Origin of the sequence: Polaromonas naphthalenivorans CJ2, from assembly GCF_000015505.1 — a bacterium.
GTDB classification, from domain to species: Bacteria; Pseudomonadota; Gammaproteobacteria; order Burkholderiales; family Burkholderiaceae_C; genus Polaromonas; species Polaromonas naphthalenivorans.
In genome coordinates, this window is sequence record NC_008781.1 from 275,644 (window position 1) to 299,733 (window position 24,090).

Genomic DNA, 24,090 nt, shown 5'->3' on the forward strand with positions numbered 1-24,090 from the left:
CTGATAGGCTACCGACCTTTGTTCCGAACATGCGAAAAGACAAGCACCTGCCCAGCCAGCCCAAGGGGGTCTACCGGGTCAAGAACTGGCCCGAGTACAACGCGGGCCTGATTGAGCGGGGCAATGTGAGCATCTGGATGGACGAAGAGATGTTCGCACCAATGGCTGGGGCGTCAGTTCAGCGCGGGCGCCCGCAGGCTTACTGCGATGCAGTGATTCAGATGCTGCTGGCCCTCAAGTCGGTGTACCGCCTGCCGCTGCGGGCATTGCAGGGGTTTGCCATGAGCCTGCGCCGCCTGGCGCTGCCGGCCTTGCCAGTGCCCAACTACAGCACGCTGAGCCGAAGGGCCAAGGCGCTGCGGGTAACCTTGCCGGTGCTGCGCAACGCAGGCGAGGCTGTGCATCTGCTGGTGGACAGCACGGGGTTGAAGCTGTTTGGCGAGGGCGAATGGAAGGTGCGTAAACACGGCTACGCCAAGCGCCGCAGCTGGCGCAAAGTGCATCTGGGCATGGATGACGAGACGGGGCAGGTGTGCGCCGTGTTGATGACGCACAAGGATGTGATTGATGCCAGTGTGCTGCCGGAGTTACTGGCGCAAATCCCCCAAGAAACGAAGATTGAAGTGGTTATCGGCGATGGTGCCTACGATACAAAGGCCGCCCGTGCGGCCATTGCCGGGTGCGGCGCGTTGGCGGTCATTCCCCCCGTGGAGGGCGCCGTGCACTGGCCTGCCAGCCAGGCTGGGGCGCCAGAGCGCAACGAGGCCATTGACCATATTGCCCAAAGCAGCAAGCAGGACTGGAAAGACAAAAGTGGCTACCATCGCCGTTCCCTGGTGGAGAACCTGATGTACCGCTTCAAGGTGCTGACGGGCGACAGGCTGTGGGCGCGCGATGTGGATGTGCAAGACGCTGAAGTCGCTGTTCGGGTGGGCATCATCAATCGCATGCTGGTGCTTGCACGCCCGAAATCCGTCCGGATTGCCTAAAACGCGGGGTAAGGGGCAAGCCTCATCCTCACAGAGGATTTATGCAACAACGCCGCACAGGTGGCCGGTTTCGGAAAAGGCCAGCGCATGCTCCATGCTTTCACGGTCGCGGATTTCGCCCATCAGAATCACGTCGGGCGCCTGGCGCATCGAGTTTTTCAGCGCCGATTCCCAGCTGTCGGTGTCCAGTCCGATCTCGCGCTGGGTCACCACGCAGTTCTTGTGCATGTGGACAAATTCCACCGGGTCTTCAATCGTCAGGATGTGGCCAAAGGACTGCTCGTTGCGCCAGTCCAGCATGGCCGCCATGGTGGTCGATTTGCCCGAGCCGGTGGCGCCCACCAGAATGGCCAGGCCGCGCTTGGCCATCACCACGTCCTTGAGCACCGGCGGCAGGCCCAGGCCATCGAGCGTGGGGAGCACAGCCGGAATGACCCGCATCACCATGCCGACCTTGCCCTGCTGCATGAAGGCGTTGACGCGAAAGCGCCCGATGCCGGGCGGCGAGATGGCGAAATTGCATTCCTTGGTGCGCTCGAACTCGGCGGCCTGCTTGTCATTCATGATGGCGCGTGCCAGCGTCAGCGTGTGGCCGGCATTGAGCGGCTGGGACGACACCTTGGTCAGCTTGCCATCGACCTTGATGGCGGGCGGAAACTCTCCGGTCACAAACAGGTCGCTGCCGCCGCGGCTGACCATCAGCCGCAGCAGATCGTTGATGAATTTACTCGCCTGATCGCGTTCCATGAGTTCTCCTGAGTGTTGTCAGCGGGTAAGGTTAAGGTTGAGGTTGAGGTTGTGCTGGATCAGCTGTTGTGGTCACCAAGCCGGGCGCTCACCACCCGCAGGCGGCGCGACAGCTTGCGCGCCAGCAAGGCAATCAGGCTGGCCGCCAGCGCCGGGTCGGTGGTCATCATCTCGTCGAGCGCCTGCGCGCCCAGCACGGCAATTTCGCATTCGGCAAGCGACGTGCAGACTGAAAAACGCACGCCGCTGTCCAGCAGCGACATTTCACCCAGAATATCGCCGGGCCGCGCTTCTGTCAGGTGCAGCCGGTCGCCCCAGGGCTGCTCGCGGTCCACAGCAATGCTGCCGGTCAGCAGCACGATCATGAAATTGCCGTACTCGTCCTGGCGAATCACGTCCCGATTGGCCGGCAGGGTGGCAAAGTCAAAAAACTTTTCCAGGCGCGGCACGGCGTCCGAACCCAGCCGCGCCATGTAGTTGTCCTTGCTCCACAGCGCCTGCAGCAGCTTGCTGCCGCGCTCGGCGGGCAGGCGCCTGGCGCCCACCTCATTGGCCCGGGCTTCCCACGGAACCAGCGACGTGGCGTCAATGCCTTGCTCGGTAAAAGCGGTGGAGAAGAAAAACGTGTCAGGATGGCCGCTGCCCGCAATGGCTGGCGTGGTTTGCCGGATCAGTCCGAGTAGGCCTTTCATGACATGCTTCTCCTGGTGGGGCCGGGGCCGTTTCAGCCCGGGAAATTGTCGGGAATCTTGGCTTTGCCGCGTGCTTCCGCGGAAGAAATCACGTTGCGCTTGACCAGGTCGGTCAGGTTCTGGTCGAGTGTTTGCATGCCCACGCTGTTGCCGGTCTGGATCGACGAGTACATCTGCGCCACCTTGGCTTCACGGATCAGGTTGCGGATGGCGCTGGTGCCCAGCATGATTTCATGCGCCGCCACCCGGCCCTGGCCGTCCTTGGTCTTGCACAGGGTTTGCGAAATCACCGCCTGCAGCGATTCGGACAGCATGGAGCGGATCATTTCCTTTTCCTCGGCCGGAAACACGTCGATGATCCGGTCGATGGTCTTGGCGGCGCTCGACGTGTGCAGCGTGCCGAACACCAGGTGGCCGGTTTCAGCCGCCGTCATCGCCAGGCGAATGGTTTCCAGGTCGCGCATTTCGCCGACCAGGATGGCATCCGGATCTTCGCGCAGGGCCGACTTGAGCGCCGCGCTGAAGCTCAGCGTGTGCGGGCCGACCTCGCGCTGGTTGATCAGGCATTTCTTGGACTCATGGACAAACTCGATCGGGTCTTCGACCGTCAGGATGTGGCCGTACTCGGTTTCATTCAGGTAGTTGACCATCGCCGCCAGCGTGGTCGATTTGCCCGAGCCGGTCGGGCCGGTGACCAGCACCATGCCGCGCGGCTTCAAGGCCAGGTCGCCGAAAATCTTCGGGCAGCCGAGCTGCTCCAGCGTCAGGATCTTGGACGGAATGGTCCGCAGCACCGCGCCGGCGCCCCGGTTGTGGTTGAAGGCGTTGACGCGAAAGCGCGCCAGGCCATCAATTTCGAAGGAAAAATCGACCTCAAGGAACTCTTCGTAGTGCTTGCGCTGGGTGTCGTTCATGATGTCGTACACCATGGCATGCACTTCCTTGTGGTCCAGCGGATCAATGTTGATGCGCCGCACGTCGCCGTGAACCCGGATCATGGGCGGCAAGCCGGCCGACAGATGCAAGTCAGATGCCTTGTTTTTGACGCTAAAGGCCAGCAGTTGCGTGATGTCCATTCCGGCAAATCCTTGTAAGTTGATTCTGAGTTTACCGGGATTGTGCGCAAAGCACCGTCCTTCAGGGCGGTGACGCAGAGCGCGGACAGCAAAGCTGTCCTTTTTAACGTAACAACTGCCTAAAATACCGGCATGCTGCGACTCCAGGCTTTCAAATACGAACTCGTGCCCAGCGGCGAGCAAACGCGCAATATGCGCCGCTTTGCCGGAGCGCGCCGCTTTGTGTTCAACAAGGCACTGGCGCTGCAAAAGGTAAATCACGGCGAAGGAAAGAAATTCATTGGCTACCTGGAGATGGCAAGACACCTGATTGCATGGAAGCAAGAGTTCCCCTGGCTCAAGGAATCCCCTTCCCAGGCCCTGCAGCAATCGCTCAAGGACCTGGACAAAGCCTGGCAAAACTTCTTTGCCAGGCGCGCCGGCTTTTCGCGTCCCAAAAAGAACGGTCGTGGCGAGAGTTTTCGCTTTCCGCAAGGTTTCAAGATCGACCAGTCCAACAGCCGAATCTTCCTGCCCAAACTCGGCTGGATGCGCTATCGCAACAGCCGGGATATCCTGGGCAGCGCCAAGAACATCACCCTCAGCGAAGCAGGCGGCAAGTGGTTTGCCAGCATCCAGACTGAACGAGAGCTGGAACAAGCCGTACCGACAACTGCCAGCGCCATTGGCATCGACGTAGGGATAGCGCGCTTTGCCACCATGAGCGACGCCAGCTTTGTCGCCCCGCTGTGCAGCTTCAAAAAGCATGAGAAACGCCTGGCGAAATACCAGCGGCGCATGAGCCGCAAAACCAGGTTCAGCAAAAACTGGCACAAAGCCAAAAGGAAAGTTCAACGAATCCACACCGATATAGCCAACGCCCGAAAAGATTTCCTGCACAAGACGACAAGCGACCTCAGCCAAAACCACGCGATGGTCGCTATCGAGGATTTGCAGGTACGCAACATGAGCAAATCGGCAGCGGGCAATGCAGACAAGCCGGGCAAAAACGTCGCCGCCAAGTCCGGGCTGAACAAAGCCATCCTCGATCAGGGCTGGTTTGAATTCCGGCGGCAGCTGCAGTACAAGCTCGATTGGAACGGCGGCATTCTCATTGCCGTTCCCGCGCACTACACCAGCCAGACCTGTCCGTGCTGCGGGCATGTGGCAAAGGAAAACCGCCAAACGCAAGCCAGGTTCGAGTGCGTCGATTGCGGCTACGAGAACCACGCCGATGTCGTCGGTGCAATGAATATATTGGCGCGGGGATACCGCGCAGCAGCCTGTGGAGATGACGGCTCTGGCCTTGCGCGCAAGCGCAGGGCGCAACCAGCCTCGGTGAAGCAGGAACCCGCCGAAGTGACTATGCAAGAGGCAACTCATGCGTAGCACCGTAGGAATCCCCTGCTTGAAGGCAGGGGAGGATGTCAAGACCACGATTGCGCATCATTTACGTCTTGTCCACGACCGGATCAACGTCGCCTGCCTTGCCGCTGGGCGTGACCCCTGCGGCGTGCGGCTGCTGGCGGTTTCGAAAACCTTTGGCGCCGATGCGGTGGCCGATGCGGTGGCCGCCGGACAGCAGGCCTTTGGCGAGAACTACATTGCCGAGGGCGTCGAAAAAATCCTGGCGCTGCGCCGCTGGCAAGCAGAAGAAGCGGCGCGCAGCGGCGTGGCGGCAGCGGCGCTGGAGTGGCACTGCATCGGACCGATCCAGAGCAACAAGACGCGGCCGGTGGCCGAACACTTCGACTGGGTGCAGTCGGTGGACCGGCTGAAAATCGCCCAGCGCCTGAGCGAGCAGCGCCCGCCCGGGCTGGCGCCGCTGCAAATCTGCCTGCAGGTCAACATTGATGGCGGCGCGAACAAGTCAGGACTGGCACCCGAAGATGTCCTGGCGCTGGCCGAAGAGGTCGCCCGGCTGCCGCGACTGGTGCTTCGGGGCTTGATGGCGATTCCCGAGCCTGCTATTGATTTTGTAGCTGCTTGCGCAATACACGCAAGCGCAAAGGCCATTTTTGACCACATAAATGCAGCTGGCGTGCTGGCCGTGCCGATGGACACGCTGTCGCTCGGCATGACGGCCGACCTGGAAGCCGCCATCCACGCCGGCAGCACCATGGTGCGGGTGGGGACGGCGATTTTTGGCGGGCGCGGCTGAACCGGCTAGGCCGTTTGAAGCTTCAGCGGCGGGCTCTGCGCCATCAGGTAGGCCTCCAGCGCTTCAATCGGCAGCGGCGCTGAAAACAAAAAGCCCTGGAACTGGTCGCAGCCCTCAGCAACCAGGAAGTCCTGCTGGGCCTGGGTTTCCACGCCCTCGGCCACCACTTTCAGGTTCAGGCTGTGGGCCAGGGTGATGATGGTGCGGGAAATGGCGGCATCGGCCGGGTCGGTCAGCACTTCGGCGACAAAGCTCTTGTCGATCTTGAGCTGGTCCAGCGGCAGGCGCTTGAGCAAGGACAGCGACGAGTAGCCCATGCCGAAATCGTCAAGCGCCAGCGTCACGCCCAGCGCCTTGAGCGTGCCCATCCGGGCCAGCGTGACGTCCATGCCGTCGGCCAGCAGGGTTTCGGTGAGTTCGAGCTTGAGGTGCTGCGGCTTGATGCCGGTGCGCCGGATCTCGGCCATCACCTGGTCCACGAAATCTGGATGCCGGAACTGGCGCACGCTGACATTCACCGCAATGCTCAAATCGGCGGCCTGCGGCCACGCTGCCCAGGCCGCCAGCTGTTCGCAGGCGGTGGCCAGCGCCCATCGGCCCAGCGGCAAGATCAGCCCGGTTTCCTCGGCCATCGGAATGAAGTCGGTCGGCATGACCAGCCCGCGCTTGGGATGGTGCCAGCGCAGCAGGGCCTCGACGCCGTTCACGCGCCCCTGGCTGTCCACCTGGGGCTGGTAATGAAGGACAAACTCCTGCTTTCTCAGCGCGATATGCAGCTCGGAACTGACGGCGGCGTTCGCATTGACGGCGGCCTGCATCTCGGGGTCAAAAAAGCACAGCGCGTTGCGGCCCGTGGTCTTGGCCTGGTACATCGCCAAGTCGGCCTGCTTGAGCACTTCGCTGACGCTGCCATGGGCGGCATTGAGCGAGGTCACGCCGATGCTGGAGGTGGTGTAGTGCTGGTGTCCGCCCAGGTCAAACGGTTCGCGCAATTGCTCCAGCACCTTTTCAGCCAGTTGCCGGGCATGCGCGGCGGCGCTGCCTGCATCGTCGCCCAGGTTTTCCAGCAGCACGACAAATTCATCGCCGCCCAGACGCGCCACCATGTCGGTGTCCTCGACACAGCCTGCCAGCCGTTCGGCGACCTGCTGCAGCAGCAGGTCGCCCTTGTGGTGGCCCAGGGTGTCGTTCAGGACCTTGAGCTTGTCCACGTCGATGAACATCAGGGCACCCTGGCGCCGCGGGTGGGCGCTTTGGGCCATCACCTGCTCCAGCCGGTTCAGCAGCATCAGCCGGTTGGGCAGGGTTGTCAGCGGGTCATAAAAGGCCAGCTGGTGAATGGCGTCGGCGTTGACCTTGCGCTGGGTGATGTCGCGCCCCACGGCGACCCAGTGGGTGAGTTCGTCCGCCGTCACCGCCACCTGGACGATCTCCAGTTCGAGCCAGAAGCAGCTGCCGTTCTTGCGGTAGATCAGCAGCTCGCTGCGCGCATGCCGCTTGCGCAGCAGCATTTTGGTCATGCCCTGCAATTCGTCCTGCACGGCTCCGGGGCCAAAAAGCTTGCGCGGCGTCTGGCCCAGCACTTCATGGCCGCTGTAGCCGGTGTGCTCCTCAAAGGCCTGGTTGACGAACACGATATAGGGCACTTTTGGCGATCCAGACTGGGCCTCGGCGATGAGCACGATGTCGTTGAGCCGTGAGATGCAGGTTTCCAGCAGCATCAGCTGCTCCTGCGACTTGCGCCGCTTGCTCACATCGCGAAAGTACACCGCCAGGCCTTCGGCGAAGGGATAGGCGCGCACTTCGAGCCATTTGCCCAGGCCGGGGTAAAAATCCTCGAATTCAAGCTGCCGGTTGGTGGCAATGGAGCGCTGCAGTTCCTGGCGCAGGCGCTGGTTCTTGTCGGTGACCAGGACCAGCCAGATTTCCTTGCCCAGCAGCTCGCCGGTGGTGTGCCGCAGCAGCTGTTCACTTTTCTGGTTGAGGTAGGTAAAGCAGCACTGGCGGTCCAGGGTGACAAAGGCTTCGGTGATGCTGGCCAGCGTGGTGGTCAGCCGCATGGCCAGGTGAAGCGTCTCCTGCTGGGCATGTTTCTGGGTCGAGATGTCCTGCAGCACGCCCTGCAGGCTTTTGATCTGGCCGCGCTTGTTTTGCACGGCTTCACAGGCCATGCGAACCCATTTGCGGCAGAGCGGGGTGTCGATCTGCATTTCTTCGTCAAAAGCAGTGCCATGGCTGGCGCACTGCTGCAGCAGCGCTGCGATGCGTTTGCGGTACTCGGGCGCGAACCTGTCGGCCAGTTCATCCCATGTGAGCGGGGCATCGGCCGGCAGGCCCAGGATGGCGGCGAATTCGCTGGAATACGTGAGCAGTTGCAGCGCTGGCAGGTCCAGCGCCCAGCTGCCGATATGCGCAATACGCTCGGTCATGGCCAGGCGATGGCCGGCTTGCTGCAAGGCGGTCGGCACCTGGCCTCCGGTCAGGGCTGGACGGCCAGGGATGAAGCCGGGCGGCATGGCTGCCCGGCCGCATGCGCAAACAGCTGCTTGTCGGCCAGCAGCGTTTGCGCAATGCGCTCGCAGGCAAAGCCGTCGCCATAAGGATTGTGGGCAAAAGCCATGGCTTCGTAAGCCTCGGTGTTGCCGAGCAGCAAGCTGGCCTGGCCAGCGATTTCGTCGGCATTCGTGCCGACCAGCCTGACGGTGCCGGCCTCGACGGCTTCGGGGCGCTCGGTGGTGTCCCGCATCACCAGCACCGGCTTGCCCAGCGACGGCGCTTCTTCCTGGATGCCGCCGGAGTCGGTCAGGATGAGCGTGCTCCTGTCCATCAGATAGACAAAAGGCAGGTAGTCCAGCGGCTCGATCAGGTGCACGTTGTCCACACCGGCCAGCAGCCGCCTGACCGGCTCCTGCACCTGCGGGTTGAGGTGGACCGGATAGACCACCTGCACGCCGGCATTGTTTGTGGCGATGCGGGCCAGCGCCTGGCAGATATTTTCAAACCCTTGGCCAAAGTTTTCACGCCGGTGGCCGGTCACCAGCACCAGTCGCCTGGACGGATCAAGAAAGCTGAAATCCTTTTCAAATTGTTGTCGCAGGTCAGTATTGGTAACTATTTTTTCGCGCACCTGGAGCAGTGCGTCAATCACCGTATTGCCCGTGACATGGATGGTTTCGGGCGCGACACCTTCTCTGAGCAGGTTGCCGCGCGAGGTGGCCGTCGGGGCGAAGTGCCATTGCGCCAGCGTGCTGGTGAGCTTGCGGTTGGCCTCTTCGGGCCAGGGCGAATACAGGTTGCCGGTGCGCAGGCCGGCTTCCACGTGGCCGACCGGAATGCGCTGGTAAAACGCCGCCAGCGTGGCCGAAAAGGTGGTCGATGTGTCGCCATGCACCAGGACCGCGTCGGGCCGCCATTCGGCGAGCACGGATTTGAGCCCCAGCAACACGCCGCTGGTGATGTCATACAGGTCCTGGCCGGGCTTCATCAGGTTCAGGTCAAAGTCGGGCTGGATATCGAACAGATGAAGCACCTGGTCCAGCATGTGCCGGTGCTGGGCGGTCACGCAGACCCCGACCTCGAAGGCCGGCTGCGCCTGCAGCGCCTTGACCAGCGGTGCCATCTTGATGGCTTCGGGCCGGGTGCCGAAAACCAGAAGAATTTTCTTTGTCATCTGAAATCCCCTTGTGCCAGCTCTGGTGGCGGACGTGTGTTGGTATTTTGCAAGGACGGCGCTTGGCGTCAGTCGCTTTCAAGACGAAAACGTGCCTGCCGACGCTCATGCATTCACGCTCAATCAGCGCTTTGCATTTATGCCTGCTGGCATTGTGTGTCCATTTGTCAAATATCAAGCCGCCATCGGATTGTGGTTTTTGAGCCTTGCGGGGCATCACTGCCGATGTGCTGGCCGGGTCTGGCGAAGAACGGCAAATCTGTTTTTATTTGCGCTTTATCAATTGGGGTAACCATGGGTTCCAACTAATTTCGGGCTTCGCGAAAGCACTTAACCACAGCGAGGAGACTCACGATGAGCGCACTTGACGGACTCAGACATTGCCCGGATGTAGCGACCTTGAAGCCGGCGCTGCACAGGCTGTGCGAAACATTCGGACGCGTGGCCAGGCTCGATGTCCTGACCGCCGTGCACGAAGGCACCCGGCAGGCGATCTGTTTTCTGCGGCTGGACTCGCCGGAACAAGAGCAGGCACTCATGCAAACGCTGGGCGTGGGGCGTTTTGGGGGGGAAATCGTTTTTGTGGTGGATCTCAATTCGGCCGTGGACAAGGAGGTTCAGGGACCGTCGTCCCAATGGGTCGAGTTCGACAGCCCTCGCTCGTGCGCACGGCCAGGCTTGTAGCCATGCCCGCCGCCTTCCCTCTGGTTGATCAGCCGTTGAAAGCGCCATCATGCAGCTTTTCCCAATTCATGCTTTTTTACGCAATGCCGCCGGGTTGAAGCGGCCCCAGGCGGTGCGGGCCGTGGCTGCCGTGGCGGCGGCGTGGCTGCTGGGCGCCGGGCCAGCCTTTGCACAGCCCATGCCCACCAGTGGGCGGATACCTTCGTTCAGTGAATTCCCCCTGGCGGCAACCCTGGCCTCGGTGCTGTTCCTGATCGTCGTGATCATGATGCTGTATGCCGTGCGTCACTTCATCTTCACCATCAACCGCTTGCTCGGCGAGCAGCGCCATCCCTACCTTGACATTGCCATTGCACGCTGGCCCATGATCACCGTGTTCATTGCGGCCCACAATGAAGAAAAAGTCATTGCCGGTTGCATTGAAGCGCTGCTCAATACCGATTACCCCGCCGACCAGCTGAAGATCATTCCGGTCAATGACCGGTCAACCGACAGGACCGGGGCAATCATTGACCGCTATGTGGCGCGTTTTCCTTCGCGTATTTCGCCTTTTCACCGCACCCTTGGAAAAGCCGGAAAATCCGCCGCCCTGAAGGACGCACTGGCTTTTGCCGAAGGTGACATCGCCATTATTTTTGATGCCGACTATGTACCCGGCCGCGGCCTGCTCAAGCAGCTGGCAGCCCCGTTTTTCGATCCCGAGGTGGGGGCTGTGATGGGCCGGGTCGTTCCCGTCAACAGCGGCGCCAACCTGCTGACCCGGATGTTGGACCTGGAGCGCTCGGGCGGCTACCAGGTTGACCAGCAGGCGCGCATGAACATGAACCTGCTGCCGCAGTATGGCGGGACGGTGGGCGGGGTCCGGCTGTCCGCGGTCGAGGCCGTCGGGGGCTGGCATGACGACACGCTGGCCGAGGACACCGACATCACCTACCGGCTCATGTTCAACGGCTGGAAAACCGTTTACAGCAACCGCTCGGAGTGCTATGAAGAGGTGCCCGAGGAATGGAGGGTACGCATCAAGCAGGTCAAGCGCTGGGCCAAGGGCCACAACCAGGTCATGGCGCGCTACTGGTGGCAGTTTGCATGCAGCCCCTACCTGACCCTGGCCCAGCGCATTGATGGCTTGCTGCTGCTGTTTGTTTTTCTCATCCCTTTGCTCATGCTCATCGGCTGGGGACTGGTGCTGGGGCTGTACTTCCTCAATGCCGGCTCGATGCTGTCGCAATTGATTCCCATTTTTGCGCTGATGGTCTATGGCACCTTGGGCAACTTTGCCGCCTTCTTTGAAATCGTCATTGCCGTGTTGCTTGACGGCCATCGCAAGCGCCTGAGGCTGCTGCCGCTCAATATCCTGGGCTTTCTGGTCAGCCTGTTCGCGATTTCGGGGGCGGTCGTGAGCCTGGCGCTCGACGGGCTGTTCAAACGCGAGATGGTCTGGGAAAAAACAATCCGCTATCGCAAGGGGGCTGCCAAATGACGGTTGTCTATGCCATCAACTACATCACCTTCGCGCTGGTTTGCATGCTGCTGATGCTGCTGCCGTTTTTACCGGCTTTTCGGGAGTGGCGGCACCCGTCGGATGCGGCGGCGCTGCCGGTTTCGCCCGATTACAGCAGCGACATCGATTATTTCGCCCGGCGCCTGCAGGCCGATGTGGCCGCCAGGCTGGGCAAGGGCCCTGCCACGGGTTACTCTGATTTCGACTTCGTGCGTGTGCCGGTGGAGAACATGAACTGGCTCAAGGCCTCGAAGCGGCTGATTTCCGCGCGTGGCATCAAGAGCCCGATGCCGGTTCGCACCATTCAGCCGCTGTATGTGCTGGGGAGCATCCATGCGGGCGCCGAGTCGTCCTTTTCAGTGCTCTACGCCACCGGCAATATCGAATTGGACAAAAAAAGCGAAATCCACGACTGGGCGCATGCCGACGGTGTGGTGCGCCTGGGCCACAAGAGCCTGGCCCTGCGGCGGATTTCGGCCGGCATGGCCATCGAACTGGGTGAGGAAGCCTGGTTTGAGCGTCTGCAGGCACCCGTTCTGTACTTTGGTTCGCGCACCAGCCATGCGTTGCCGCCTGTGCAAGCCGACCAGACGCCGGCCAGCTTTGCCGACCTGCCCGGCGCCGTGCGGCAAACCCCTTCGCTGTTCCTGATTCGCGGCGACTGCGAGCTTCCCGCCGGCAACATCTACTGCGGCTCCCTGATCGTGACCGGCTTCCTGACCGTGGGTGAGCGGACCACGATCACCGGCGACATCAAGTCGCGTGAAGGCATCAGCATCGGCCAGGGCGCCTGGGTTCAAGGCGCCATCACCTGTGAAAAGCGCGTGTATGTGTTCAAGGACGCGCGCGTCGCCGGCCCCTTGATTTCGGAGCGCGATATCCTGATTGGCGCCAATGCCCTGATCGGGCAGCCCGATGCCAACACCAGCGTCAGCGCGCGCAACATCATTGTTGAGAATGGCGTGGTCGTGCATGGCGCCATCTGGGCGCATGAAATTGGCATGGTGAAGTCGATATGAGGCTGGCTCCTTTCGTGGCGAGTTGCGTGCTGGCGGGCCTGGGTGCATTGGGTTTTCCTGCTGCGCATGCCGCTGTTGCCGCTGGTGCCGCTGATGCCCCGCAGCTGGACCTGACTGGCTATACCGAGGAAAGCGGCGTCATCACCGTGCTGCACGGCGGCCATTCGTTCGATCCCTATTTCGCGATGCAGGCGCTGCTGCTGGCGAATGAAAACGGCATGGATATTTCCGCGCCTGCCGAAAAGTTTGTCAACTGGCTGGTGCCCTACCAAAAGCCCGATGGCACTTTTGACCGCTTTTGCCGCAGTGCCGCTACAAAGTGGCTGGCCTGCAAGTCCGCCGATGCCGATGATTCCCTGCTGGCCATGTGGATGAAGCTGCTTGAAACCATGCCGGCCCAGCTGAAGAAAAATCCGGTCTGGATGAAGAGCTATCTGTCCAGCAAGGCGACGCTTGCGCGTCTGTTCCAGCCCTCGCGCGGCATCTACATGGTCTCGCACCTGTACCTGCATGGCCTGTTCATGGACAACCTGGAGGTCTGGTCGCTCAAAAGCCATCAGCAGAGCAGCTTGGCCCCCGCGCAGCGCGCCGAAGCCGACAAGCTGGCGCGAGCCATTCGCGATACCTTCTGGGATCCGGTCAACCAGCGCTTTCTGGTCTCGACCCAGCTTGAGCAGCGGGCGGAAAAGCCGGCCTTTTATCCGGACCATGTGGCGCAGATATTCCCGCTGCTGGTGGATTTTCCGTTGCTGCCCGCAGCGCCCAAGACCTACTACCGCAACTGGATGAGTGCGCACCGGGCGGACTGGCTCAGCCAGGGCAAGAGCGATTACCCCTGGGGCCTGGTGGCCGTGCTCGCCTTGCGCCAGGACGACAAGGCCAGTGCCCGCTGCTGGATGCGCGAATCGGGCCGGCTGCGCCACACCTCGCGCTGGGCGGTCACTGACGAGACTTCGTGGCAAATCCTGAGCAGCAAGGGTTTGACGCCTGCAGCCAACACTGCCAATTGCAACTAGGTATGGCGCCTCCCATAATCTGCCCGTGCCCGCTGCCTTCACTTGTTCACCACCCAAACCTATGTTCAAAAATACTTTTCTCGTCGCGTTGATTATTTTGGCCAGCGCAGAAACCGCCCTTGCCCAGCAGGCGGACCCTGGCAAGGACATCACCATTCCAGGTCCGCCGGTCCAGGTGTCCGAGGAAGCAAAACGCAGCCTCGAATTGACCATGGGCAGCCAAAGCCTGAACGCCGGCTACAGCAACTGGCGCGACGTGACCTTGCGCGGCACCTATGCGCAGCCCCGCAATGTGTTGCAGGGCGAGGTTTCCGTCACCCGCCGGTTCGACGAGGACGGCGCGTTTCTCGGGGTCAGCGATACCTACACCTTCAATGACGACTGGTTTGGCTCGGTCGCGGTCGGCGCGGGCGACGGCGCTTTTTACCTGCCGCGCTACCGCGTCGATGCCGCGCTCTACAAAAAATGGCTGGCCGACCGCAGCCTCGTGACCTCGGTCGGGGCCGGTTACTACAACGCCCCCGATGGGCATACCGACCGCAGCTTGTCCCTGGGCGCGGCTTATTACTTCACGTCGCCCTGGATCGTGGAAGGCGGCGTGCGCCTGAACCGCAGCAGCCCGGGCTCCGTGCATACCCAGCAAAAGTATGCCGCCGTGACCTATGGCCGGGACAAGCAGGACCTGGTCAGCGCCCGCTATACCTGGGGCGGCGAAGGCTATCTGGCGATTGCGGCCAATACCCAGCTGGTGAACTTCAAAAGCGAGGAGGCCAGCGTCGCCTGGCGCCACTGGCTCAATAGCAAAACGGGTTTGCTGATCAGCGCCAACCGCTACACCAATCCTTCCTACCACCGCTCCGGCATCAACATTGGCATCTTTCACGACTTTTGAGGAGTTCCCATGCGCGCAGCCACACATTCCATTGCCGAACAGGCCCGCGAACACAACCGCATTGTTCACAAGGCCTTTACCGCGGCAAGGCAGATCCGCGAACGCCATGTCAAGGTGCGTCCGCACCGCGCCATCACGCCGCTGAAAGTAACACCTTACCTGCTCGCGCAAACGGTCATGCTGCCCCTGGCGATTCTGGGCTTGTTGATCTTGACCAAGCCGTTCCTGCTGGATTTCTGGCGCGCCTGCCTCATTTTCTGGTCCCGGGGGCTTGACCTGCCCTTCACCATCGCGACCCAGCTCAATCGGGCAGGGCAGTATGCCGTTCGCCTGTCTGGCGGGCCTGACAATGCCCCCATGCCAAGCACGACGAACCTGCTGGTGACCACGGCGGTCACGCTGGCCGTGGTTGTGCTGTCGCTGCGCATGAAGGATGCGAAGCAGCCGCTCAAATATCCGCTGTGGATTCTCTGCTTTGTGCAAAGCACGTCGCTGATCTATTTCTGGCTCACACCCTGGAGCTTTCCCTACAGCATCGCGCTGCATTGCGAAGAACTCATGACCATCGGTTTTATCGTGATGCTGGCGACGCCCTTCATGCTGGCGATGGGTTACTACATCCTGAACCTGCGCCTGTCGATCAAGATTTTCCACACCGTGCTGATTCTGCTGTTCATGGCTGTCCTGGTTCCCCACCAGGTGCTTGCCCAGGCGCTGATCATGCAGGAATTTTCAGTGCTGTTCATGCCGGTTCTGTACATCTGCTTCGGCGCCGTATTCGATGCCCTGGTCTTTGTCGCGCTGTATTCATGGGCGGTCAGCAATGTGCCGGAGAACGCGACCGTCTGAAGGCGCGGGGCGTGCTTCGGCCATCCCTCTGCAAGGCGCCAAAAGCCCCTTGCCATGCGGTGTACGTAAAAAATTAATTCGTTACTTCTCTTGCACAAGGTCCAGACCTTTGGGCTATTGCGCAACGTAGGATGAATCATTTTTGAAGGACATCATCATGGCGACCCCGTTTTTTGGCAAGCGAGACAATGAAATTCCAAGCTCCGGTGTACGCCCTGGCTCCGTCAACAGCTACACGGGCTCGGGCAGCAGCCCATCGGCCACGCTGCACCCCGCGAGCCCCCAAGGCGTGGTCAAGCCGCTGGGCAGCGAGCCCGCCGCCTCTGCCGGACATGAACGGGAAAGCGGCAGCAAGCTGACCGTCGGTCCCAACATCAAGCTCAAGGGCGTCGAGATCACCGACTGCGACACGCTGGTGGTCGAGGGCACGGTGGAGGCCACCATGAGTTCGCGCGTCATCCAGATAGCGGAGCAGGGCACTTTCAAGGGCTCGGCCGAAATCGAGATTGCCGAAATCCGGGGCGAATTCAACGGCAACCTGACCGTTCGCCAAAAGCTGGTGATCTACGCCACCGGCAAGGTCACGGGCACCATCCGCTACGGCAAGCTGGTGGTCGAAGAGGGCGGCCAGCTTTCGGGGGAAATCGTCTTCGGCACGCAGGGCGCCAGCAGCAAGCCCGCCCTGATGGCCAAGCCCGGCCTGCAGGCTGCGTGAGCGATAAAAAATGGCTTTTGCGCAGGCGCAGCATGCTCGGGTAGCTATTAATTTGTGAGTATTTGTTAGAGGTGGAGTGCGCTGATCAACGCTGCAAAGCCGGCTCAAAACAGCTTGAAAACCAGCGGAATCAGCAGCGAAGCCAGCACCACCTGCAGGCCCAGCGCCAGGCCCGCGTAAGCCCCGGCGTCCGCATTCACATGCATCGCGCGGGCCGCGCCAAGGCCGTGCGAGGCGGTTCCCAGCGCAAAGCCCCGCGCCGCCCAGCCTTCGGCGTCCGTCGGGATGCGCAAGGCCGCGAACAGGTACTTGCCGAACAGCGCCCCGACCAGCCCGGTAATCACCGCAAACACCGCCGCCAGGGCCGGAATGCCACCGATCTGCTCGGCAATGCCCATGGCCACCGGCGCCGTGACCGACTTGGGCACCAGCGAAAGAACCAGCTCCTGCGGCAGGCCGAACAATCGGCCCAGCAGCAGCGACGAGCCCGCCGCCACGCTGCCACCCGCCAGCGCCGCCACCAGCAGGCGGCCCCAGCGCTGGCGCAACTCGGCGCGGCGCAGCCACAGCGGCCAGCCCAGCGCCACCACCGCCGGACCGAGCAGGAAATGAATGAACTGCGCGCCGGCAAAGTAGCTCGGATAGGACACCCCGGTGGCCAGCAGACCGCAGGCCAGCACGATGACCGACCACAGCACCGGGTTCGCCCAGGGCGCCTGTCCGGCGCGAAAGTAGGCGGCATGGGCCAGCACGTACACCAGCAAGGTCGCGGTCAGGCCGAAGAGCGGCGTTGCCGACAGATAGACCCACAACTGGACAAAATCAGACATCGCCATCCTTTGCAGGCGGGCTGGCCGCGTCAAGGGGCTGGCGGCCCTGCAGCAGGTGCAGGCTCAGCACCGTCACCGCCAGGCCGGCCAGCGTGGACAGCACGACCACCGCCAGCATGCGCACGCCGTACTGGCTGACTAGCGAAAGATGCGTCATGACGCCCACGCCGACCGGGACAAAGAGCAGGGAAAGGTGCGACAGCAAAAATCCCGCACACTCGGCAACCGGCGTTTGCACGGCAGGCCAGCGCAGCGCCAGCAACAGCAGCACCATGCCGATGACCGGACCCGGCAGCGGCAGGGCCAGGCCGCGCGCCAGCAACTCGCCCGCCGACTGAAAGACCAGCAGCCAGACCATTCCGCGCAAGGCATTCATTGCATGTTTTCCTCAATAGCGCACTGGTGCGGGTTGATGTCAGAAGCGCGGCAGATCCGGGTGCGAGATCTTGCCGCCGCGCACCAGCATTTTCCCGTACTCGGCGCAGCGGTGCAGCGTCGGAATCACCTTGCCGGGGTTGAGCAGGCCCTTGGGGTCAAACGCGCGCTTGACGCCGAACATCTGCTCGTTTTCCGCCGCCGAGAACTGCACGCACATCGAGTTGAGCTTTTCCACGCCCACGCCGTGCTCGCCGGTCACGGTGCCGCCCATGGCCACGCTGGTCTCTAAAATGTCGGCGCCGAACAGCTCGCAGCGGTGCAGCTGGTCGGCGTCGTTGGCGTCGAACATGATCAGCGGGTGCAGGTTGCCGTCGCCCGCATGGAACACATTGGCGCAGCGCAGGCCGTACTTGATTTCCATCTCGCCAATCGCCAGCAAGATGTCGGCCAGGCGCTTGCGCGGAATCGTCGAGTCCATGCACATGTAGTCGGGGCTGATGCGGCCCGAGGCCGGAAAGGCGTTCTTGCGCCCGCTCCAGAAACGCAGCCGCTCGGCCTCGTTCTGGCTCACGGCGATGGCCGTCGCGCCATGGCGTTCCAGCACCGCGCTCATGCGGCCGATTTCTTCCTCGACTTCCTCGGGCGTGCCGTCGCTCTCGCACAGCAAAATCGCCGCCGCGCTCAGGTCATAACCTGCATGCACGAAGTCTTCAACCGCCGCCGTCATCGGCTTGTCCATCATCTCCAGCCCGGCCGGGATGATGCCGGCCGCAATCACCGCCGCCACCGCATCGCCGGCCTTGCGCAGGTCGTCGAAGCTGGCCATGATGCAGCGCGCCAGCAGCGGCTTGGGGATCAGCCTGACGGTGACTTCGGTCGTCACGGCCAGCATGCCTTCGCTGCCGATGACGATGGCCAGCAGGTCGTAGCCGGCGCTATCGAGGGCGTCGCTGCCGAACTCGACCTCGTCGCCCTCGATGGTGAAACCCTTGACCTTGAGCACGTTGTGCACCGTCAGCCCGTACTTCAGGCAATGCACGCCGCCCGAGTTCTCGGCCACGTTGCCGCCGATGGTGCAGGCGATCTGGCTCGACGGGTCGGGCGCGTAATAGAGGCCGAAAGGCGAGGCCGCCTCGGAAATCGCCAGGTTGCGCACGCCGCCCTGCACCACGGCCGTGCGGCTGGCGGCATCGACCTTCAAAATTTTGTTGAACTTGGCCAGCGACAGCGTCACGCCCAGCGTGTGCGGCATGGCGCCGCCCGACAGCCCGGTGCCCGCGCCGCGCGCCACCACCGGCACATCAAGCGCATGGCAGGCCTTGAGCACCGCCTGCACCTCGGCATAGGTTTCAGGCAGCGCCACCACCAGCGGCCGCTCGCGGTAGGCCGTGAGCCCGTCGCATTCGTAGGGCGTGGTGTCTTCGCGGTTCCAGAGCAGCGCGTGGCCGGGCAGCACCGCCTCCAGGGCGCGCACGACCTGCGACTGGCGCTCGGCGCGTTCGAGGGAAGAGAGTTGCTGGGGCGAGGCGGGTGCGTTCATGGTGGGTTCCGTCAGTGAAATCAGACTTTAGTGCAAGCCGCGCGGGATGGGGTGAAGATTTTTAACGGCCTGTGTGAAATGCGAAAAGAGGGTATTGGGCTGGCGGCGTGAGTTGTCAAACAGTTCAGTGCGGGGCAGGATGCCAAAATAAGCCACCGATTCACGCCAAAGGAGATCGCCATGGGCCAGGCCGCGCAAAAAATCATCTTTACCGCCGCCGACTATCTTGCGTGGGAGCCGGCGCAAGCAGAGCGCCATGAATACATCGACGGCGAAGTGTTTGCCATGGCCGGCGCCGAAGACCGGCATGTGACGGTGTCCATGAACCTGGCTTTCGCCCTGCGCCAGCACCTCAGCAGCAGCCCGTGCCGCACCTATATGAGCGACATGCGCCTGCACGTCGCCGCTGCCAACAGCTACTTTTACCCTGACGTGCTGGTGACCTGCAGCGCGCTTGACCTGGCCAGCCCGATGGTCAAGACCGAACCCAAGCTGATTGCCGAAGTCTTGTCGCCCAGCACCGGCGCCTATGACCGGGGCGTGAAATTCAGCCACTACCGCAGCATTGCAAGCCTGGAGGAATACGTGCTGATCGACCTCGACACGCGCAGCACCGACTGTTTCCGCAAAGGCGAGGACGGGCTGTGGGTGCTGCACCCGTTTGCCCGTGGCGAGGCGGTGTCGCTGGCCAGCGTGGCGCTGGAGTTGAGCGCGGCGCAGTTGTTCGCGGAAGTGCCGGAGGTTTGATTGCTACTTTATTGATAGCTGCTTGCGCACGTACTGCTTGCGCTACAGGCCTATTTGATGTTTGAATTGTGCTCAGCGGCTGGATGCACTTTGGAATCAGATCCCGACTGAAGCCGAGAGTGGCTCACCCTCGACAGGCCTGGGCATGAGGACTATTTTGGGCTGGAAGATGGCGTTGAAGCCGTCCTGCACGCCGGTCAGGCTTTGAAGTTCGTTGATCATGCCGAGGTTTTGAAAAATGGTGACAGCGGCCAGAAAGCCATCAATGCCATCGGCCTTGACCGTGCGGTAAATCTCGCCAGCGTCGTTGCGAACGCCGATGAGCATGCGCTTGCCGCCCAGCGAGCGGGCGGTGTTTTTTTCAAGGGCGGCCAGTAGGTCGCCATCATTGGCGAGCGGGCTTTTGCCCTTGATGATCTTCGTGTCCATGGTTTCCTCTCGGGTTGTGATGTTGCAACAGTGCCTGGCAGCTTGAGGGTAAGGCTCCAGGCCCTACACCAGGCTCTTGCGCAGCCAGTCCGCAAACGCGGCGCATTCCCAGCGGTCCATGGTGCCGGTGCGCCAGCACAGGTAGTGCGCATGCGGGCTGGCCACCTTGCGGGTGAACATGTCATTCGTGCCCAGGCGCACCAGCGAGCCGTTTTCCAGCCACGGCGCGCCCAGCTTGAGGCGTACCAGCGCAATGCCCATGCCGGCGGCGGCGCAGTCGCACATCAGGCCGATGTCGTTGAACTGCGAGCCTTCGACCGGCTCGGGCCAGTCCAGGTTGTTGGCGGCAAACCAGATGCGCCAGGGCTCCAGCGGCGAGCGCAGCAGGTTTTCGCCCAGCAGGTCTTCCGCCGCTTCGAAAGGGCCGTGTTCACGGATGAAAGAGGGCGAGGCCAGCGGCGTGACTTCGTCGTTCAGCAGGCAGACATGCTCCAGGTCGGCATAGCGCCCGGTGCCAAAGCGCACCACCAGGTCCGAATCCTCGGCCACCACGTCGAGCAGCGGAATCGACACCTGCAGCGTCAAATCAATCTCCGGGTAGGCGTCGGTGAACTGGCGCAGGCGCGGAATCAGCATTGAGCGCGCAAAGGTCGGCGTGACGGCCAGGCGCAGCTTGCGCTTGCCCGGCGTGGCGCTCTGGCCCGCCGCGCCCGGAAACTTCTGCAGCGTGGCCAGGCCTTCGCGCACATGCGCCAGGTATTCGCTGCCTTCGGTGGTCAATGAAAAATCGGCCCGGCCGAACAGCTTGGTGCCGATGATCTGCTCCAGCTGCTTGACCCGGTGGCTAACCGCACTGGGCGTGACGCAGAGTTCTTCGGCCGACAGCGTCACGCTGCGCAGCCGCGCCAGCGCCTCGAAGGTCAGCAGGCACTGGATGGGCGGGATGCGCTTGGCGGCGCCGATGGGCACTGCGTAAGCCTGCGGCGGTGGATTTTCCCTGACATGCCGGGGCGGCGTTGGTTCACCGGGGGAGGACTCGGCAGTGGTCATGGCGTGCCTATTTGAAAATCACGGTTTTGTGGCCATTGAGCACCACCCGGTGCTCGCTGTGCCACTTTACGGCTCTAGCCAGCACCTGGCTCTCGGTATCGCGGCCCATGGCGGTCAGGTCTTCCACGGTCTTGCTGTGGTCGGCGCGCGCCACGTCCTGCTCGATGATCGGGCCTTCGTCCAGGTCGGCGGTCACGTAGTGCGCGGTGGCGCCGATCAGTTTGACGCCCCGGTCGTGCGCCTGGTAATAGGGTTTTGCCCCCTTGAAGCTGGGCAGGAAGGAGTGGTGGATGTTGATGGCGCGGCCGGCGAGCTTCTTGCACATATCGTTCGACAAGATCTGCATGTAGCGCGCCAGCACCACCAGCTCGGCGCCTTCGGCTTCGATGATCTCCAGCTGCCTGGCCTCGACCTGCCCCTTGGTGGCGGCGCTGACCGGCAGGTGATGGAACGGAATGTTGTAGCTGGCCGCCAACTGGTAGAAATCGCGGTGGTTGGAGATGATGGCGCGCACATCGAGCGGCAGCAGCCCGGATTTCCAGCGAAACAGCAGGTCGTTCAGGCAGTGGCCTTCCTTGCTGACCAGGATGACGGTGCGCATGGGCTGCGTGGTGTCGTGCAGTTTCCAGTTCATCTCGAAAGGCTCGGCGAAGGTCTTTAGCTGGCTTGACAGCGCTTCGGGCGCCAGCTCGTCGCAGGCAAACCGCACGCGCATGAAAAACAGGCCCGTGTCCGGGTCGTTGTACTGCGCCGCTTCTTCGATATTGCCGCCATGCTCGAACAAAAAGCCCGAGACGGCATGAACAATGCCCCGGCGGTCAGGGCATGACAGGGTCAGGATGTAGGCGTGATTCATGGGGCTGAATTGTCGCAGGTGGCGTGCGCCACGGCCTATCGGGTGACTACAGGAAGCTGTGCCTGCAGCTTTGCGCAGTGGTCGGTGTCGGGCAAGGCCGGCGTGGTCCAGACGCTGTCAAAGGCGTCCGCCGTGTCCGCGCCTTGGCCCTGGCCGGCGCGCAGGTGGATGGACTTGGCCTTCAGGTCGGCGCGCAGGTGCTGCGGCACGCCCAGGCGGCGGTCGGCGTGGCCGTTGCCTGCCAGCAGCAGCACCGTCTTGCCCGGAAACACCAACTGGTGAATCGTGTCGGCCATGGTGATGTCCCGGGCGATCTGGACGCGCGTCATCGGCGTGATCTGGCTTTCGGGCAGCAGGTTGCAGTGGCCGATGCGGATCGCCTGCTGCTGGGCCTTGAGCGCCGGGCCGGGCAATTGGACATCGAGCTTGCTGTCATTCACGCTGGCCTGCATCTGGTCCGTCGGCAGGTTGGCGCCCAGCACCGGCACGCCAGCGCGCACGGCGGTCATCACGGCGGGTCCGTAGTCCTGCCAGGGCCAGGCCTTGTCGTCCCATTTCAGGGCCCGGCGCGTCTGCTCTTCGGTTGAGCTGGGCTTGAGTTTGGCGGTGCTGACGCCGACTTCGGCCATTTCCAGCGCCAGCGCCGCCAGCAGGCCCTGGGTCGCCAGGCTGGAGACGATGTGCTGCTCGATGCGGTGATGTTCCGCCGCATCGTGCTGCTCGCCGACCAGCAGCACGTCGGCTGGCAGCAGCTTGCCGAGCCGGTCGGCGGTTTCCAGCGCGCTGCGGCTGCCGGTTTGCTCAAGGATGGGCATTTCAGGCCGGCCGGCGCAGCCGGCCGCAAGCAGCAGCGAAGCGGCGGCAGCCATCACCCATGTGGATCTGAAAGGCAAAAAGGGGCGAAATGTAAGGTGCATCGCTGGATACTAATGCCTTCGTCCCTGAACGCTTTGCGCTTGCCCTTTGCTGGTGCGCCAGCGCTGGCTGGTGCGCCCCTGCCAGTTGACGGGCTTGCGCGTCATGCCGCATGCGCCCGTGCCTCGGCCCTGGCGCTCAGTGGCGGAATTTCGACTCGCGCGTGACCATGGAAATATCGACAAACGCCAGCCCCTGATGATTGCTGCTGTCATAGCTGGCGCGCAGGCCGTTGAGGTCGAGCGTAGCGCCTTCGAGCGCCGTCACAAAGCCTTCGCGCGAGGGGCTGGTGCCGGCCAGCCGCAGCGCGGCAACGAGTGCCTTGGCCGTCACGTATCCCTCAAGGCTGCCGTAGGAAAACTCCTGGCCCGGCATGAATCGCGCAAACTCGGTCTGGTATTCGCGCGTGATCGCGGATTTGCGCTCCCAGGGGCTGGGCACCACCTGCGTGAAAACCATGCCGTGCGAAAGCTCGCCCAGACGCTTGACCAGTTGCGCCGAAGCGGAATTCACCGCGTAGAAGGCGGTCTGCATCGCCTTGTCCCTGGCCTTGCGAATGAGTTTCTCGTAGATGCCCACGCCGCCGTGGTTAAACACCATTTGCGCACCGGCCTGCTCCAGTTGCGTGACCATGGCTCCAAGCTGGGCGTCGGTGATGTCGGACTTGAACGGCAGGTCGGCCACCAGGGTCATGCCCAGCCGCTGGCAAATCAGCCTGACATTGGCAAGGTGCTGCTCGCCGGTTTCGGAGTCGGACCGAAGAAAGGCGACCTTGCGCATGCCCAGCGACCGGGCGTGTGAAATCAGCGCAAAAAACTCCTCGCGGTGCTCCGCGCGAACCGGGAACACCAGCGGCTGATAGGGCCGGCGCAGGGTCGGCGAGCCCGCCATGGGGCCGAAAAAAGGCACCTTGAGTTCATTCGCCGCCTTCATCACGGCCACCGACGGGCCACCCTCGATGGAGCCGAACAGCGCGAAAACCTTGTCTTTCTCGACCAGCTGGCGTGCGTTGGTTTCGGCCTTTGCGCTTTTGTTGTCATCGTCCAGCGTTTTCAGCACCACCTGGCGGCCATTGACACCGCCGCGTGCGTTGACCGCGCTCAGGTAGGTTTGCATGCCCGCCAGCACGGCCGTGCCGTAGTCGTTTTTTCCACCCTCCAGGGTGATGCTCTGGCCGATCAATAGTTGTCGGGCCGTGACGCCATCGACAGCCTGGACGGAAGCCCCGGCAAACAGTGTGGCGGACGCGATCAGGCCGGCAAGCAGTTTTTTCATGTGGTGAATCCCTGGTGAATGGCGAAGCGTTTTTTTATTGCGGCCTCGCCAAGCAAGTCCAGCGAGTTCGCCTGCTGTTT

The 24,090-nt window shown here is 62.5% G+C and carries 24 protein-coding genes and 1 pseudogene; 12 read left to right on the top strand and 13 right to left on the bottom strand.

The genetic code is table 11. From position 1 onward, the window contains the following. Nucleotides 1-29: 29 nt before the first annotated feature. Nucleotides 30-989 (top strand): IS5-like element ISPna5 family transposase, encoded by a 960-nt coding sequence (locus PNAP_RS01365; protein ID WP_011798082.1) that lies wholly within the window; start codon nt 30-32, stop codon nt 987-989. 54 nt (nt 990-1,043) lie between these two features. On the opposite strand, the pseudogene PNAP_RS01370 reads toward PNAP_RS01365, so the two are convergent. From PNAP_RS01370 to PNAP_RS01380, 3 genes and pseudogenes are all read right to left on the bottom strand, one after another. Beyond that, nucleotides 1,044-1,736, bottom strand: a pseudogene (locus PNAP_RS01370) (ATPase, T2SS/T4P/T4SS family); the annotation flags it as partial. Nucleotides 1,737-1,795: 59 nt separating this feature from the next. Continuing rightward, entirely contained in the window at nt 1,796-2,428 is a 633-nt protein-coding gene (locus PNAP_RS01375; RefSeq protein ID WP_011799708.1) for a cyclic nucleotide-binding domain-containing protein, read from the bottom strand. 32 nt (nt 2,429-2,460) lie between these two features. After that, complete coding sequence (locus PNAP_RS01380; protein ID WP_011799709.1) at nt 2,461-3,504, bottom strand: type IV pilus twitching motility protein PilT; 1,044 nt, start codon at nt 3,502-3,504, stop codon at nt 2,461-2,463. Between the two features lie 132 nt (nt 3,505-3,636). Between PNAP_RS01380 and PNAP_RS01385 the strand changes: the two genes are divergently transcribed. Further along, the gene (locus tag PNAP_RS01385; protein WP_011799710.1) at nt 3,637-4,872 is read left to right on the top strand and encodes an RNA-guided endonuclease InsQ/TnpB family protein; all 1,236 of its coding nucleotides are present in this window, start codon (nt 3,637-3,639) and stop codon (nt 4,870-4,872) included. Next, nucleotides 4,865-5,644 carry a YggS family pyridoxal phosphate-dependent enzyme gene (locus PNAP_RS01390; RefSeq protein ID WP_011799711.1) on the top strand — a complete coding sequence of 260 codons (780 nt, stop codon included), beginning with the start codon at nt 4,865-4,867 and terminating at the stop codon, nt 5,642-5,644. Before PNAP_RS01385 ends, PNAP_RS01390 begins: the two co-directional genes overlap by 8 nt. A gap of 5 nt (nt 5,645-5,649) precedes the next feature. Here PNAP_RS01390 and PNAP_RS01395 read toward each other — a convergent pair whose 3' ends face one another. Together PNAP_RS01395 and wecB are read right to left on the bottom strand one after the other, a co-directional pair. After that, nucleotides 5,650-8,160 carry a sensor domain-containing protein gene (locus PNAP_RS01395; RefSeq protein WP_011799712.1) on the bottom strand — a complete coding sequence of 837 codons (2,511 nt, stop codon included), beginning with the start codon at nt 8,158-8,160 and terminating at the stop codon, nt 5,650-5,652. Continuing rightward, nucleotides 8,124-9,314: a non-hydrolyzing UDP-N-acetylglucosamine 2-epimerase gene (gene wecB / locus PNAP_RS01400; RefSeq protein ID WP_083758009.1), complete on the bottom strand. Its 1,191-nt coding sequence runs from the start codon at nt 9,312-9,314 to the stop codon at nt 8,124-8,126. The genes PNAP_RS01395 and wecB overlap by 37 nt, the downstream gene beginning before the upstream one ends. A 13-nt stretch (nt 9,315-9,327) precedes the next feature. Between wecB and PNAP_RS26745 the strand changes: the two genes are divergently transcribed. The 8 genes from PNAP_RS26745 to PNAP_RS01435 all read left to right on the top strand — a co-directional run bounded on the left by PNAP_RS26745 (nt 9,328) and on the right by PNAP_RS01435 (nt 15,990). Beyond that, entirely contained in the window at nt 9,328-9,606 is a 279-nt protein-coding gene (locus tag PNAP_RS26745) for a hypothetical protein (RefSeq protein WP_011799713.1), read from the top strand. A 62-nt stretch (nt 9,607-9,668) separates the two neighbouring features. Continuing rightward, a complete protein-coding gene (locus PNAP_RS01405; protein WP_011799714.1) occupies nt 9,669-9,998 on the top strand; it encodes a hypothetical protein in 330 nt (109 codons plus the stop codon). Between the two features lie 49 nt (nt 9,999-10,047). After that, nucleotides 10,048-11,478 (top strand): glycosyltransferase family 2 protein, encoded by a 1,431-nt coding sequence (locus PNAP_RS01410; RefSeq protein WP_011799715.1) that lies wholly within the window; start codon nt 10,048-10,050, stop codon nt 11,476-11,478. Continuing rightward, a complete protein-coding gene (locus PNAP_RS01415) occupies nt 11,475-12,518 on the top strand; it encodes a bactofilin family protein (protein WP_011799716.1) in 1,044 nt (347 codons plus the stop codon). The genes PNAP_RS01410 and PNAP_RS01415 overlap by 4 nt, the downstream gene beginning before the upstream one ends. Then, the gene (locus tag PNAP_RS01420; RefSeq protein WP_011799717.1) at nt 12,515-13,534 is read left to right on the top strand and encodes a hypothetical protein; all 1,020 of its coding nucleotides are present in this window, start codon (nt 12,515-12,517) and stop codon (nt 13,532-13,534) included. The genes PNAP_RS01415 and PNAP_RS01420 overlap by 4 nt, the downstream gene beginning before the upstream one ends. 61 nt (nt 13,535-13,595) lie before the next feature. Then, nucleotides 13,596-14,426, top strand: coding sequence for a YaiO family outer membrane beta-barrel protein (locus PNAP_RS01425; RefSeq protein ID WP_011799718.1), 831 nt, complete (start codon nt 13,596-13,598; stop codon nt 14,424-14,426). 9 nt (nt 14,427-14,435) lie between these two features. Continuing rightward, nucleotides 14,436-15,275: a hypothetical protein gene (locus PNAP_RS01430; protein WP_011799719.1), complete on the top strand. Its 840-nt coding sequence runs from the start codon at nt 14,436-14,438 to the stop codon at nt 15,273-15,275. Nucleotides 15,276-15,432: 157 nt separating this feature from the next. Further along, nucleotides 15,433-15,990 (top strand): bactofilin family protein, encoded by a 558-nt coding sequence (locus PNAP_RS01435; RefSeq protein ID WP_011799720.1) that lies wholly within the window; start codon nt 15,433-15,435, stop codon nt 15,988-15,990. A gap of 104 nt (nt 15,991-16,094) precedes the next feature. Here PNAP_RS01435 and PNAP_RS01440 read toward each other — a convergent pair whose 3' ends face one another. Genes PNAP_RS01440 through PNAP_RS01450 form a run of 3 tightly spaced genes read right to left on the bottom strand, consistent with a single transcriptional unit; the run spans nt 16,095 to nt 18,738 of the window. Beyond that, complete coding sequence (locus tag PNAP_RS01440; protein WP_011799721.1) at nt 16,095-16,820, bottom strand: LrgB family protein; 726 nt, start codon at nt 16,818-16,820, stop codon at nt 16,095-16,097. Beyond that, a complete protein-coding gene (locus PNAP_RS01445) occupies nt 16,813-17,196 on the bottom strand; it encodes a CidA/LrgA family protein (protein WP_011799722.1) in 384 nt (127 codons plus the stop codon). Before PNAP_RS01445 ends, PNAP_RS01440 begins: the two co-directional genes overlap by 8 nt. A 39-nt stretch (nt 17,197-17,235) precedes the next feature. After that, nucleotides 17,236-18,738, bottom strand: coding sequence for an FAD-linked oxidase C-terminal domain-containing protein (locus PNAP_RS01450; RefSeq protein WP_011799723.1), 1,503 nt, complete (start codon nt 18,736-18,738; stop codon nt 17,236-17,238). 180 nt (nt 18,739-18,918) lie between these two features. Here PNAP_RS01450 and PNAP_RS01455 point away from each other — a divergent pair, with 180 nt between their 5' ends. Continuing rightward, the gene (locus tag PNAP_RS01455) at nt 18,919-19,485 is read left to right on the top strand and encodes a Uma2 family endonuclease (RefSeq protein ID WP_011799724.1); all 567 of its coding nucleotides are present in this window, start codon (nt 18,919-18,921) and stop codon (nt 19,483-19,485) included. 96 nt (nt 19,486-19,581) lie between these two features. Here the strand turns inward: PNAP_RS01455 and PNAP_RS01460 are convergent, their stop codons facing one another. The 5 genes from PNAP_RS01460 to PNAP_RS01480 all read right to left on the bottom strand — a co-directional run bounded on the left by PNAP_RS01460 (nt 19,582) and on the right by PNAP_RS01480 (nt 24,010). After that, nucleotides 19,582-19,914 (bottom strand): hypothetical protein, encoded by a 333-nt coding sequence (locus PNAP_RS01460; RefSeq protein WP_011799725.1) that lies wholly within the window; start codon nt 19,912-19,914, stop codon nt 19,582-19,584. Nucleotides 19,915-19,977: 63 nt separating this feature from the next. Further along, nucleotides 19,978-20,877: a LysR substrate-binding domain-containing protein gene (locus PNAP_RS01465; protein ID WP_041376898.1), complete on the bottom strand. Its 900-nt coding sequence runs from the start codon at nt 20,875-20,877 to the stop codon at nt 19,978-19,980. A gap of 94 nt (nt 20,878-20,971) precedes the next feature. After that, nucleotides 20,972-21,820: a formyltetrahydrofolate deformylase gene (gene purU / locus PNAP_RS01470; protein WP_011799727.1), complete on the bottom strand. Its 849-nt coding sequence runs from the start codon at nt 21,818-21,820 to the stop codon at nt 20,972-20,974. A gap of 35 nt (nt 21,821-21,855) precedes the next feature. Next, complete coding sequence (locus tag PNAP_RS01475; RefSeq protein ID WP_232290737.1) at nt 21,856-22,713, bottom strand: ChaN family lipoprotein; 858 nt, start codon at nt 22,711-22,713, stop codon at nt 21,856-21,858. A 160-nt stretch (nt 22,714-22,873) separates the two neighbouring features. Further along, nucleotides 22,874-24,010: an ABC transporter substrate-binding protein gene (locus PNAP_RS01480; RefSeq protein ID WP_011799729.1), complete on the bottom strand. Its 1,137-nt coding sequence runs from the start codon at nt 24,008-24,010 to the stop codon at nt 22,874-22,876. Between the last annotated feature and the right edge of the window lie 80 nt (nt 24,011-24,090).